Genomic DNA, 13,720 nt, shown 5'->3' with positions numbered 1-13,720 from the left:
GATTACAACATATAATGTGAATCGTGTACTTTTATTGTACCAACTGACTGCTTAAAGGGTTAGGACCTCTCTGGACTAACTTTCCCCCGTGGTAGTCGACTTTGATGATTCAACAAACTATAAAAAACTTATCAAAGGGGGAAACGAACCATGGAAACAATGGGGCGTCATGTTATCGCAGAACTATGGGAGTGCGAATTTGACAAATTGAACGATGAAACATACATCGAGCGTACGTTTGTAGAGGCAGCACTTAAATCAGGAGCAGAAGTACGTGAAGTAGCATTCCACAAATTTGCACCACAAGGTGTAAGTGGAGTCGTGATCATTTCTGAATCACACTTAACTATCCACAGCTTCCCAGAACACGGTTACGCAAGTATTGATGTATATACATGCGGCGATTTAGATCCAACAATTGCTGCTAAATATATTGCTGATGCACTTGGATCTCAGACTCGTGAAATGACAGAAATTCCACGTGGAATGGGTCCTGTTATTGCGGGTAAAGCGCGCGTAACAGCACATGCATAACAACTAAACTGAGTAGGCAGAGGGAGAAATTCCTCTGCTTTTTCGATTTTAATGGACTTTTTTTGATATAATAGGAACACTAAACGAATTACGAAATTCAGGAGATAAAACTATGAGATGTCCAGCTTGCCAATTTAATGGAACGCGGGTCGTGGATTCACGACCGGTAGACGATAATAAAGCGATCCGCAGAAGAAGAGAATGTGAAGATTGTGGTTTTCGTTTTACTACTTTCGAAAAAGTAGAAGAAATGCCGTTGATCGTAGTGAAAAAAGGTGGGTCACGCGAAGAATTCAGCCACGAAAAAGTATTGAGAGGCCTGATTCGCGCATGTGAAAAACGCCCTGTAACGCTAGAATCTCTTGAAAATGTCGTATTCTCAATTGAGAAAGATTTACGCCGAATCGGCAATTCCGAAGTGAAGTCAGAGGATGTTGGCGAAATGGTCATGGATCGTCTGGCAACCATCGATGAAGTAGCATACGTGCGCTTTGCGTCCGTATATCGACAATTTAAAGACATTAATGTGTTTATAGATGAATTAAAAGACTTGTTGAAGAAAAGTCCAGAAGACAAAAAATAAGGGACAGGAGGACGATGTTGCGTGCAACTATTATTTAAAGAACTTCAGCCGGTAGATAGCTTCATCATCCAAATGCCCAATATACTGACGGACAAGGATCGCCAGCTTGTGACGATGTTGTATAAACCTATCATTGGTTCAGATGCGATGAGTTTGTATTGTACATTATGGGCCGAATCAGAGGGCGAAACAACTGAACAATTGACACACTATTATTTAATGGATGTGTTGAATATGTCATTAAAGAAAATATTTGATGCCCGTGTGTCACTCGAAGCCATTGGACTGATGAAAACGTGGAAAAAAGATGATGACGATAAACGTTTGTTCATCTACGAGGTAGTAGCACCCCTGGATGCAGCTTCGTTCTTCAGTGAACCGATTTTGGCCACTTCTTTATATAGCGTCATACACGAAAAAGCGTATATACGTATAAGAGAGCGCTTCGTTAAAAAGCAACCGATTTTAAACGGGTATGAGAATGTATCGCGTGACCTGCAGGACGTTTTTAAAAGCAACCATGATTACAATAAACTGGGGCATATATTTGAACCAAGACAAATTGAGCAAACTTCCGAACGGCCGAAGAAGATTCCTTTCTATTCGATGGATTTTGATTTTGATTTATTGAAATCAGGGTTATCTGAAGTCATGATTCCTTCCAGTGTATTAACTTTATCTGTAAAGGAATTGATTGCAAAAGTAGCTTTTCTATACTCGTTAAATGCAATCGATATGCAAAAAGTGTTGATGATGGCTATTGATGATCAAAATCGCATTACGGAAGAACGTTTGAAAAAAACAGCAGCTGATTATTACAAGCTCTCCATTTCTTCTAAACCTCCAAGGTTGATGCCTAAGGCTGGTATGCAGCGTGAAGTGGTTTCTAAGGAAGTGAAACTTTCCAAAGATCAATCACTTATTAAATATCTCGAAGAAACGCCACCACTGGAAGTGTTAAGAGATTTATCGAACGGTAAGGAGCCTTTGCCTGTAGAAGTTGATTTAGCCAATGAACTTATATTTAAATATGGTTTTCCACCCGCAGTCGTCAATGTCTTATTACAATTCGTTCTAATCCGGGCGAAAATGAAACTGAACAAAAATTATGTGCACAAAATTGCAGCGCACTGGCAACGTGAAAACATTTCGACGTGCGAACAGGCAATTGAAATTTCTCGAAAAGAACATGACCAGTATATGGATTGGCAAAATTCATCAAAGACAACTTCATACAAGCGAAAAAATGTGCGCGATGAAAAAGTGCCGGAATGGTTCTATAAAGCGAAAGAAAATCGTTCAACGAAAAAAACGGTTGAAAATGAAGTGACAGAAGATTGGGAAGCAAAAAAACAGCAATTGCTTGATAAACTCGGTGTAACAGAGGGGCAGGCGAAAACGAATGGAACCAATTAGTGAAACGTTAAAACGCGTCGTGAATGCACCTGAATTTTCGAAGCGTTATGAAAAAATGAAAAATGAAATTCTTGAAGATCGAGGAGTTCAAGCGTTTTTATCGGAGAATGCAGAGCTTGTCAACAAAGATATGGTAGATCGTGGACTCGGGAAATTATATGAATATACTTCTCAAAACCATGACTGTGAAACCTGTGAAAATGTGGCCAGCTGCCAGAATGTCATGAAAGGCTACGTGCCGAAATTGACAATAGTCCGCGGATCTATAGACCTTGATTACACAAGATGCAGACAAAAAACGATTGAAGATGAACGTCGTCAAGTGTCTGCAATGATATCGAGCATGCATATGCCAAAGGATGTATTGCAGGCAACACYTGCGACCGTTACATACGATCATAATACCCGTGTGAATCTAGGTACGGCAGCAAATGCATTTATGGAAGAAGTCAAAACGACAGGGAATTTACCTTCAAAAGGCTTTTATATCTTTGGCGAATTTGGCGTTGGTAAATCCTATGTATTAGGCGCACTGGCAAATGAACTGGCTGAACAGAAAATAAAAACAGTTCTTGTCTACGTGCCGGAATTTTTACGTGAAATGAAACACGCTATACAGGATCAGTCACTTCAGGAAAAAGTGGATTATGTAAAGAAAGCACCTGTACTTATGCTCGACGATTTAGGAGCTGAAACATTATCCAGCTGGACGAGAGACGAAATCCTTGGGACTGTGTTGCATTATCGTATGGCAGAGAACTTACCAACTTTCATTACATCGAACTTTGACTATGACGGACTCGAAGAGCATTTAGCGTACTCCGGAAAAGGCGAACGGGAACTAGTGAAAGCAGCGCGAATCATGGAACGTATACGTTCAATAACAATTCCTATGCGACTGAGCGGAAAAAATAGAAGAGATGGATAAAGAAAATTGTGACTACCTTGACTGTTTCAGTCGGGTAGTTTTTTTATGGGGAAATGTAAATGACAGAAGACGTGCATTTTAAACCAGACATGAAAGCCAACTGAAAATGAGAAATAATATTTTTTTATTTTTGGCTCTATTAAATGGTGTGGTTGTTTATCGTAAATTTGCGCTTGCTGGTTCGTCCGCGGAAAGAGCAAAGATTCCTTTTTATAAAATTAACCTTGAAAGTTAATAAATCCCTTATTTTTAGAATAATAGAAATATTAAATGCTATGAAGAGGGTGATTGACATTCTCAATTACATGCCTATAATTGAGAGTGAGAATCGTTTTCAATGGTTCACTACATATACAAAGGGAGAGACATTCAGTGAAAAAAGCATTATTTCTTGTTTTAGCTTTTGCTCTAGTCGTATTATCTGCATGTGGCAACGATACTACTTCTAAGGATACAAAGAACAAAGCAACAAAAGAAACAAACGAAACAAACGAAAGCAAAGAAGTAAACCTATACACAGCTCGTCACTATGATGTAGACGACCAACTCTACAAAAAATTCGAAGAAGAAACTGGCATCAAAGTAAATGTAATCAAAGGTGAAGCTGACGAATTACTTGAGCGTATTAAACGCGAAGGTGATGCAACAGAGGCAGATTTATTCTTGACTGCCGACGCTGGACGTTTACACCGTGCAAAAGAGGATGGGTTACTGCAAGCGGTTTCAAGTGATGTTCTGGATGAACAAGTTCCAGCCAACTTCCAAGATAAAGATCAAATGTGGTACGGTTTAACGAAACGTGCTCGTGTCATTGTCTACAACAAAGAAACAGTGAAACCTGAAGAATTATCAACATATGAAGCGTTGACTGAAGACCAATGGAAAGGTCGCGTCTTGATTCGTGGCTCTGAAAATGTGTATAATCAATCTTTGTTAGCTTCTTTCATTGAAATCAATGGTGAAGAGAAAGCAAAAGAGTGGGCTGCTGGATTAGTATCGAACTTTGCACGTGATCCTGAAGGTGGAGACCGTGATCAAGCGAAAGCAATTGCTGCAGGTGTTGGCGATGTAGCAATCATGAACACTTACTACTATGGTCAAATGCTAAACTCTGAAGATCCAGAAGAAGTTAAAGTTGCAGAAGGCTTAGGCTTGTTCTTCCCTAACCAAGAAACGACAGGTACTCATGTTAACGTAAGTGGTGCCGGAGTTGTAAAAAATGCGAAGAACAAAGACAATGCGATTAAATTACTTGAGTTCCTATCATCTCCTGAATCTCAAGGGACATTTGCCGAAGCAAATTATGAATACCCAGTAAATGAATCAGTTGAACCGACTGAATTACWTAAATCATGGGGCGAATTCAAAGAACAAGATATTCCATTATCAGTTCTTGGTGACAACAATGCAAAATCAATTTTAATCTTCAACGAAGTTGGTTGGAAATAAACAAATCAAATGCCCTTGTTACGTTCAAACGTAACAAGGGATTTCTTGCGATTGGATAAGAGGTGTTGGTGACGTGCAAAGAAGATTGGCTAGTGTGAATATGTGGACGGTAGCGGCGGCAATCATTATGATTCTCCTGTTTTTACCGAATTTAACGATTGTAACGGGCGTTTTTTCGCCAGCCAATGAAAACTGGGAACATATGAAAGAATTTGTTCTAGGCTCTTTCATTAAAACCTCACTGATTTTAGTTAGCACTACCGCTCTACTAACGATATTTATAGGGTTGAGTCTGGCATGGTTGATTGCGCAATATCAATTCCCTTTGAGAAAATTTCTAAAATGGGCTCTTATTTTGCCTCTATCCATCCCACCTTTTATTGGTGCATATACATACCACGGGATTGTCAATTACACAGGAGTAATACAAAAGACTCTTAGAAATCGATTCGATATGGAGCTGGATCCTTCATTTTTTGACATCATGAATCTGCCCGGCGCAATTTTTATTTATACGATTTTTTTATATCCTTATGTTTATACAATTACCCGAATATTCTTATCCCAGCAATCCGCTTCATTGATTGAAAGTGCAAGAGTGCTCGGAAAAGGTCCTTGGCGCACGTTTTTCCAAGTCGTCATACCGATTTCAAGGGTTTCCATTATTGGTGGAGCAAGTTTAGTTGTGCTGGAAGTGTTAAATGATTATGGTGTGGTGAAATACTTTGGCATCCAGACATTTACGACGGCAATATTTCAAACTTGGTTTGGTTTAGGTGATATTGAATCATCAATTAAACTTGCCGCATCCCTTATGGGGTTTGTAATCTTGATTCTATTGATTGAAAAATTATTGCGTGGAAGAAGGCAATACAGTTATTCCACCACCAAAGTACGGCCATTGCCGCTTATTCAGTTGAGAGGCATGAAAGCGTTTCTTGCAACTGGTTACGGGTTGTTGATATTAAGTCTAGGATTCTTCATTCCAATAGCCCAGCTGATTGATTGGATGCTCCTGACATTTGGGACAATCCCGATGGATGAATTTCTGACTTACGTTAAGAACTCAGTAACAGTAGCTGGCATCAGTGCATTTGTGATAATTGTTTTCGCTTTGATTGTCGGAAACTTCAGTCGTTTGGTTCATAGCAAAGTAGCGAAACTGTTACCTAAGTTAACAATTCTTGGTTACTCTATACCAGGAGCGGTGATTTCCGTAGCAGTTGTTACTGCATTTATTGCACTCGATCGTTTTCTTGCACCTTTGTATCAAATGCTCGGTGTTGGGACAACACTTGTTCTAAGTGTAAGTTTAACGATGTTGATTTCCGCCTATATCATCCGATTCTTTGCAATTGGTTATAATTCCATTGAATCTGGATACGATAAAATTGGAACAGACTTTAGGGACGCTTCAAGACTTCTAGGTGTCGGGCTGACAAAAACGTTTTTCAAAGTAGATGTACCGATGCTGAAAGGCGCAATTATCAGCGGATATATTTTAGTTTTCATTGATATATTAAAAGAAATACCTTTAACGTTAATATTACGTCCATTCAATTTTGATACGCTTTCAACAAAAGCATTCCAATATGCAAGTGATGAAAAAATTATGGAAGCTTCACAAGCTTCGTTATTAATTGTCGGTATTAGTGCCCTTGCCATTGTTATTTTCTATAAGTTTCTCGAAAAGGAGCCGGATTGACATGTTTATTTCCATTCAAAATGTTTGTTTCAAATATCCAAATATAAATCGCTCTGCACTAGACCAGTTTTCAATGAATATTGAAAAAGGGGAAGTCATCTCAATATTAGGTCGAAGCGGCAGTGGAAAAAGCACGATACTGCGTCTCCTAGCTGGACTTGAAAAGCCAACTCAAGGTACATTGACGATTCAGGATGAAGTGATCTTTGATAACAAAACATTCCTGCAACCTGAGAAGCGAGGCATAGGAATGGTGTTTCAGGATTATGCGCTGTTTCCACATATGACGGTTGGAGAGAATATCATATTCGGTTTATTTAAAATGAAAAAAGCAGAAAAGAAAAAACGCCTCGCAGAAGTTCTTGAATTAGTTGAACTTCAAGATTATGAGAAACGTTATCCGCATCAACTTAGTGGGGGTCAACAACAACGTGTGGCAATTGCAAGAGCTATTGCGCCAAACCCACACTTAATTTTATTGGATGAGCCTTTCAGTAATTTAGACGCAGAACTGCAAGTGAAAATTCGTAAAGACTTACGTGAAATTATTAAAAAAGCAAATATTACGTCCATCTTCGTCACACATGACGAAAATGATGCCCATGCATTAGCGGATCGCATCGTTAAGTTGAAAGATGGTTGCATTGATTTAATCGGTCGTCCTTGTGATTTGCTCGGGATTCATCCCAATCCAACACCACAATTCGTACCGGAACAAGAAGCCCGAGAATTAATGAGTGTATAATTTTAAATTTTCAGTTGCATTTGATTTCATGCAAGAGTAAAATGTCAACATACGAATAAAGAAATGCCAAGAAGAGGACAATACTTGTCTGTACGACTTTTTAGAGAGAGAAGCCCTGGCTGAAAGCTTCTTAAGTACGACACTCAATTTACCACCTCGGAGCAGCAACAGTGAAATCGTTAGTAACTGTTGACGGTAACGGCCCGTTAGCCGGCTCAAAGCTTCATCTTTTTAGTCCTGGACTGAAGAGAAGGAAGAAGGGTGGAACCACGAACTCAAACCTCGTCCCTTTCATAGGACGGGGTTTTTTTGTATTCAATTTTAATAATAAAAACGAAGGAGTGGGGTAAATGTCAGAAACAATTCAACTGAAATTTCCAGACGGCGCGATAAAGGAGTTCCCAAAAGGTACGACAACCGAAGATGTTGCAGCATCAATCAGTCCCGGCCTTCGTAAAAAAGCGTTGGCTGGTCAACTGGATAACCAACTTGTAGACTTGAAAGCACCACTTGAGCAAGATGGTGCAATTGCCATTGTTACTCCAGGCTCAGATGAAGCGCTGGAAGTGTTGCGTCATAGTACAGCTCACTTATTGGCACAAGCAGTAAAGCGTCTTTTCAAAGATGTGAAATTAGGCGTAGGTCCAGTAATTGAAAATGGATTCTATTACGATATCGATTCACCACAACCGATTACTGCAGAAGATTTGACGGCTATTGAAAAAGAAATGAAGAAAATCATCAATGAAAATCTTGAAATTGTACGTCACAACGTGTCTCGTGCAGAAGCATTTGACAAGTTTAAAGAGGATGAATATAAAATTGAGTTGTTGGAAGCAATTGCTGAAGATGATCAAGTATCCATTTACGAACAAGGTGAATTTTTCGACTTATGCCGTGGGGTGCACGTTCCGTCTACTGGTAAGTTAAAAGAATTTAAATTACTAAGTATTGCCGGTGCATATTGGAGAGGTAACAGCGACAATAAAATGTTGCAACGCATCTACGGAACAGCTTTCTTCACAAAAGAAGAATTGGCTGCACATCTGAAAATGCTTGAAGAAGCGAGAGAGCGTGACCACCGTAAAATCGGGAAAGAACTTAATTTATTCATGAACTCACAAAAAGTAGGCCAAGGCCTGCCGATGTGGTTACCTAAAGGTGCAACAATCCGCCGCATCATCGAACGCTATATTGTCGATAAAGAAGTGAAGCTGGGTTACGATCATGTATACACGCCAGTAATGGGCAGTGTGGAACTGTACAAAACAAGCGGCCATTGGGATCATTATCAAGATGATATGTTCCCGGTAATGAGTATGGACAATGAAGATCTAGTATTGCGTCCGATGAACTGCCCTCATCATATGATGATTTTCAAAAATGGCATTCATTCATACCGTAACCTGCCTATGCGCATTGCTGAGCTTGGTACAATGCATCGTTATGAAATGTCAGGTGCTTTGAGTGGTCTTCAGCGTGTACGGGGAATGACATTGAATGATGCGCATATCTTCGTCCGCCCAGATCAAATCAAAGATGAGTTCAAGCGTGTCGTTCAATTGATTATTGGTGTTTACAAAGATTTTGATATTAATGATTACTCATACCGTTTGTCTTACCGTGATCCAGAAGATAAAGAAAAGTACTATGATGACGACGATATGTGGAACAAAGCACAAAGCATGCTGAAAGAAGCAATGGATGAGCTAAACTTGGACTACTACGAAGCTGATGGCGAAGCGGCGTTCTATGGCCCTAAATTGGATGTAATGGTCAAAACTGCAATAGGTAAAGAAGAAACGTTATCCACTGTTCAACTTGACTTCTTATTGCCAGAGAAATTTGATCTATCCTACATCGGTGAAGACGGCAAACAACATCGCCCAGTTGTCATCCACCGTGGAGTAGTATCAACTATGGAACGTTTCGTTGCTTTCCTAATCGAGGAGTATAAAGGTGCATTCCCGACTTGGCTGGCACCGGTTCAAGTTCAAGTCATCCCGGTTTCTAACGAGGTCCACTTCGATTATGCAAAAGACGTTATCGAAAAACTTCAGGCAGCAGGCTTGCGTGTTGAGATGGACGAACGCGATGAAAAACTTGGCTACAAGATTCGTGAAGCACAGATGCAGAAGATTCCATACATGCTAGTCCTAGGTGACAAGGAGCTGGAAAGCGGCTTCGTGAATGTACGCAAGTACGGTGAGCAGAATTCAGAAAGCATTCCATTTGACGAGTTCCTTTCACGCATTCAACAAGAAATTAACTAAAGCTGTTGACAGCGAATTTTGTCTATGGTATTATTATTAAGGTTAATGAATACAAAGTTTGTGGTATAAGAAGAGGCTGCCCGCTTCTCACCTGATTGACACTAGATGTAGTTGACAGGTCGGCACACGATTGAACGTAACGTACAGCATTGTACTTGCATATATCGGCGGGCGGACATCTACTTATGTAAATGTCCGCTCGTTTTTTTATTGGTCCGGAACGGCGTAACCGATTTATTGAGCAGTTCGATAAACGATATGCCCAAACCATGTATTCGCGACACTACCTGGAGGTGGATTACTATTAGCAAAGACATGTATGTAAACGATGGCATTCGCGCTCGTGAACTTCGTATTATCGATCAAAATGGTGATCAATTAGGAGTTAAAACGCGTTTTGAAGCGTTAGAAATTGCCGCTCGTGTTAATTTGGATCTTGTCCTTGTGGCCCCTCAAGCCAAGCCACCAGTCGCTCGTATCATGGACTATGGTAAATTCAAATTTGAGCAGCAAAAGAAAGATCGTGAAACTCGTAAAAATCAAAAGATTATCGTATTGAAAGAGGTTCGTTTGAGCCCGACAATCGATGAACATGATTTCCAAACGAAATTACGAAATGCAATCAAGTTCCTTGAAAAAGGAGACAAAGTCAAAGCTTCTATCCGTTTTAAAGGCCGTGCAATTACGCACAAAGAAATTGGCCAACGCGTGTTAGATCGTTTTGCAGAAGCTTGTGCTGAAGTATCGACGGTTGAACAAAAACCGAAGATGGAAGGCCGTAGCATGTTCTTGGTTCTTCAACCGAAGAACGAGAAAAAGTAAGATTGACGAACAGTTTAGGAGGAATTCGACATGCCAAAAATGAAAACTCACCGCGGCGCGGCTAAGCGTTTTAAAAAGACTGGTTCTGGAAAAATAAGACGTGCATCTGCATACCGCAGTCACTTATTCGCAAATAAGTCTACTAAAGCTAAACGTAAGTTACGTAAAGGTGGACTAGTTTCTTCTGGTGACTACAAACGCATCAAATCACTAATCGCTTACATGAAGTAAGTTAAGACTCGAAACTTAAACATTCGAAATAAAAGCAGGAGGTAATGTATTATGCCACGCGTAAAAGGCGGAACAGTGACGCGCCAGCGTCGTAAAAAAGTTATAAAATTAGCAAAAGGTTATTATGGTGCTAAAAAATTACTATATAAAGTAGCAAACCAAGCAGTTATGAAATCAGGTAACTATGCTTACCGTGACCGTCGTAACAAAAAACGTGACTTCCGTAAATTATGGATCACACGTATCAATGCAGCAGCTCGCATGAATGGTCTTTCTTACAGCCGTTTAATGCACGGTTTGAAATTAGCTGGTATTGAAGTTAACCGTAAAATGTTAGCTGACCTAGCTGTTACAGACGCAGCAGCATTCACACAATTAGCAGAAGCTGCTAAAAAATCAATGAACAAGTAATTTTACTTATTCAAAAGGCTGATGGATTTTCCATCAGTCTTTTTTTATACTAATTCATACATAGTATTTTTGAGGTTCTGAAGATAATGGGGATAGATTGTGAAAAATTTATCGTTCATACTAAGGTATTTTTCGATCTAAACTTGAATTTATCGCTCAAACTGAAGAGTTTATCGTTCATAGTCGTCTCAGAGGCAAATAAACTAGTTGAGACTAATCACGTCAATCTATTAGGGGGAATTTTAGTATGCATCTCATACTTATCGGGTTTTTCATTGTCATGTCCATCGTTTCGTTTTTTACGATGGTTCATGATAAAGCAGCAGCAAAAGCACATAAACGTAGAGTGCCAGAACGCACTCTATGGAACCTTGCGATACTTGGCGGTGGAGTGGGAGCGTACCTAGGAATGATTCTCTATCGCCATAAGACAAAGCATATGTCTTTCCGAATCGGTTTTACATTACTGGCGATTCTACAGGTAGCTTTAATCATCTGGGCTGCTCCATTGTTGAAAGAGTGGTCATGAAAAAAAGCAGTTATTGGATGATTCGCAAATAGAGTCCTCAGTCCACGCATAGATTCGTTGTGAACGCGAATAGGACCTTTACAAGCGAGAATAGGACTTCAAATTACGCGAATACCTTCAAAAATCTCATAATCCAATAACTAAATCAAAAACCCGACACTTACTCTGTAACATTAAAGACAAGTAATTGTACATGATGGTTGATTTTATCATCACTTGTTTATAATGTTGCACATAAAAGATGTACACTACTAAAATTGAATTTAAGTAGTGTACATTTTTTATTTTGACAAAAAATTTAGAGCATATTATTAAAGTGTGTACCATTTTACAATTATGGATATAAAAGATACAGTAGAACAAACATTCTCCATGGAGGTGATACCTTTTGTATTGGTATGAATATTGTCCAAAACATATAGAAAGTAAATACCAACTATTAGTATTTAAAGAGAATCAACCATTTTTACCTTTAACGGATTATTTCCATGATTGTTTAGGTCGGATAGACAAAAGCTCTGCAACATCTTATTTAAACTGCTTACTTCCTTTTTTAAAGTGGTTAGATGAACACAGTAATTATCAAGGTGAACGTGTGCAATGGAATGAGAATGAAGAAAAGATTCGAGTAGCAGTTGAAGATTATTTAATGCACGAAATGAAATGTAAAATTAGAGATAACGATTCATTTCGATTTGTGAATTTAACAAGTAAAAGTCCGAATGCAATTGGTCGGTTTTTATCAGCGTTAAAATCGTTTTACAAAGCGATGATACGTTTAAATCACTACGTATATAGTAATCCATTAATTGATGGTCAAGTCCTATTACATCAGTATACAGAAGATTTAAATGGTGTTCGAGTAGATAAACCAAGAATGCCTTCTGTTGCTGGAACAGAAGGACCTGTAATACATCGGAGATTAACAGACTCATATTTTAAAATCATTAACGAAGAATGGCAACCACAAATTATTGATGATATGGATTTACCATACCAAATCTATCAGGCAGGAAAGAAAGTAAATTGGTCGCAACGAGAAATGATTATTACTCGTATGTTATTTGAAACAGGCGCAAGAGCATCTGAAATTATTGAATTAACTGTTGGGGATTATAGAAATCGTAAAAGTCATCAAGAGGTTATCACGTTTAATAAAGGAAGTCATGGAAAGAAAGTAAAGTTTCTACGATTCAGTAAAGATACCGTTAAACGAATGTTTCACTATATCGAAACGGAACGAAAATCCGTTGATAAAGACCATTTGTGTTTTCATGAATTACCCGACGATGCTTGTCTATTTTTATCATTAAATGGTACGCCCTTAACTTATCATGCTTGGTACTACCATTGGAATAAAGCAATGAAAGCAAATGAACTAAGTTTAAATCCACATAAAGCAAGGCATTGGTTCGTTACATCCAGACTACGAGAAATTTATAACATTTCAACAAATGATGCTGAAATACAGCGACGAAAAAATGAACTGATTAAATATATGAAATGGAAAAACCCCGATACGATGAATGTATATGAACACTATTTTGATGAAGAAAAGCATCGTGAGGCACATGACCAAATGTTAAAACAAATGGAACATAGAGAGAAAGATTACAATAAGCAATCTAAATCTTCGATAAAGTTGAAACCAAGACTACAAGTTATTCAAACGACAAATACTGAAATATTAGATGCAGATTTACAAGAGTTGTTAGAAGGGTTGGAATAAATGTGATTGTAACTACGCAGCAGATACCGACAACAGAATGGTATCAAAAATGGGTTGGTAAAATGGACACCAAGCTGATGTGTCTACAAAACAGTAGAGGTGAAATTCTAATCAACAAAATTGACGAACGTATTATGAAATATCTTCATAATAATTGCTTAGAGTATGATTGGAGAAATCATTTATTATTAACCGTACTTATTGAAGCGGATAGAAATTTAGATGCATATACTATATATAACAGAATTAATTCTTTACATGCACGATTGAAAGATATTTTTAAGGTCTTTTCTCTTGCCATGATGTCAGATTTTGACGTAAATATTCATTTATATAGATATTTAAAAGGAGATGTTCTGTCGGAT

Annotated in this window: 13 protein-coding genes, 1 pseudogene and 1 other annotated feature; all 14 genes and pseudogenes read left to right on the top strand. The window is 38.6% G+C overall.

Annotation, left to right across the window (positions count from 1 at the left end; all coding sequences use genetic code 11):
• Positions 1 to 150: 150 nt before the first annotated feature.
• A complete protein-coding gene (speD, locus tag AC1DSB_RS05905; RefSeq protein WP_016426700.1) occupies positions 151 to 534 on the top strand; it encodes an adenosylmethionine decarboxylase in 384 nt (127 codons plus the stop codon).
• Between the two features lie 112 nt (positions 535 to 646).
• The gene (nrdR, locus tag AC1DSB_RS05900) at positions 647 to 1,117 is read left to right on the top strand and encodes a transcriptional regulator NrdR (RefSeq protein ID WP_016426701.1); all 471 of its coding nucleotides are present in this window, start codon (positions 647 to 649) and stop codon (positions 1,115 to 1,117) included.
• A 21-nt stretch (positions 1,118 to 1,138) separates the two neighbouring features.
• Positions 1,139 to 2,533: a replication initiation and membrane attachment family protein gene (locus AC1DSB_RS05895; RefSeq protein WP_477531960.1), complete on the top strand. Its 1,395-nt coding sequence runs from the start codon at positions 1,139 to 1,141 to the stop codon at positions 2,531 to 2,533.
• On the top strand, positions 2,520 to 3,461 hold the full coding sequence (dnaI, locus tag AC1DSB_RS05890; RefSeq protein WP_477586083.1) for a primosomal protein DnaI: 942 nt from the start codon (positions 2,520 to 2,522) through the stop codon (positions 3,459 to 3,461). Before AC1DSB_RS05895 ends, dnaI begins: the two co-directional genes overlap by 14 nt.
• Before the next feature lie 372 nt (positions 3,462 to 3,833).
• Complete coding sequence (locus AC1DSB_RS05885; protein ID WP_477586081.1) at positions 3,834 to 4,910, top strand: Fe(3+) ABC transporter substrate-binding protein; 1,077 nt, start codon at positions 3,834 to 3,836, stop codon at positions 4,908 to 4,910.
• 73 nt (positions 4,911 to 4,983) lie between these two features.
• Positions 4,984 to 6,615, top strand: coding sequence for an ABC transporter permease (locus AC1DSB_RS05880; RefSeq protein ID WP_477532458.1), 1,632 nt, complete (start codon positions 4,984 to 4,986; stop codon positions 6,613 to 6,615).
• Between the two features lies 1 nt (position 6,616).
• Positions 6,617 to 7,360, top strand: a complete 744-nt coding sequence (locus AC1DSB_RS05875; protein ID WP_477532459.1) for an ABC transporter ATP-binding protein — start codon at positions 6,617 to 6,619, stop codon at positions 7,358 to 7,360.
• A 59-nt stretch (positions 7,361 to 7,419) separates the two neighbouring features.
• Positions 7,420 to 7,653, top strand: a binding site (T-box leader).
• A gap of 57 nt (positions 7,654 to 7,710) precedes the next feature.
• The gene (thrS, locus tag AC1DSB_RS05870) at positions 7,711 to 9,633 is read left to right on the top strand and encodes a threonine--tRNA ligase (RefSeq protein ID WP_477532460.1); all 1,923 of its coding nucleotides are present in this window, start codon (positions 7,711 to 7,713) and stop codon (positions 9,631 to 9,633) included.
• A gap of 315 nt (positions 9,634 to 9,948) precedes the next feature.
• On the top strand, positions 9,949 to 10,455 hold the full coding sequence (gene infC, locus AC1DSB_RS05865) for a translation initiation factor IF-3 (protein WP_016426708.1): 507 nt from the start codon (positions 9,949 to 9,951) through the stop codon (positions 10,453 to 10,455).
• 30 nt (positions 10,456 to 10,485) lie between these two features.
• Positions 10,486 to 10,686 (top strand): 50S ribosomal protein L35, encoded by a 201-nt coding sequence (gene rpmI, locus AC1DSB_RS05860; protein WP_016426709.1) that lies wholly within the window; start codon positions 10,486 to 10,488, stop codon positions 10,684 to 10,686.
• A gap of 51 nt (positions 10,687 to 10,737) precedes the next feature.
• Complete coding sequence (rplT, locus tag AC1DSB_RS05855; protein ID WP_016426710.1) at positions 10,738 to 11,097, top strand: 50S ribosomal protein L20; 360 nt, start codon at positions 10,738 to 10,740, stop codon at positions 11,095 to 11,097.
• Positions 11,098 to 11,344: 247 nt separating this feature from the next.
• The gene (locus tag AC1DSB_RS05850) at positions 11,345 to 11,626 is read left to right on the top strand and encodes a DUF1294 domain-containing protein (protein WP_477532461.1); all 282 of its coding nucleotides are present in this window, start codon (positions 11,345 to 11,347) and stop codon (positions 11,624 to 11,626) included.
• Positions 11,627 to 12,014: 388 nt separating this feature from the next.
• Complete coding sequence (locus tag AC1DSB_RS05845) at positions 12,015 to 13,355, top strand: tyrosine-type recombinase/integrase (protein ID WP_477532462.1); 1,341 nt, start codon at positions 12,015 to 12,017, stop codon at positions 13,353 to 13,355.
• A 2-nt stretch (positions 13,356 to 13,357) separates the two neighbouring features.
• Positions 13,358 to 13,720, top strand: a pseudogene (locus tag AC1DSB_RS05840) (site-specific integrase); the annotation flags it as partial.

This window comes from Paenisporosarcina sp. P4_E4_2 (assembly GCF_056401595.1).
The sequence above is the reverse complement of the archived record's forward strand: the minus strand, read 5'-3'. Positions and strand labels throughout refer to the sequence as shown.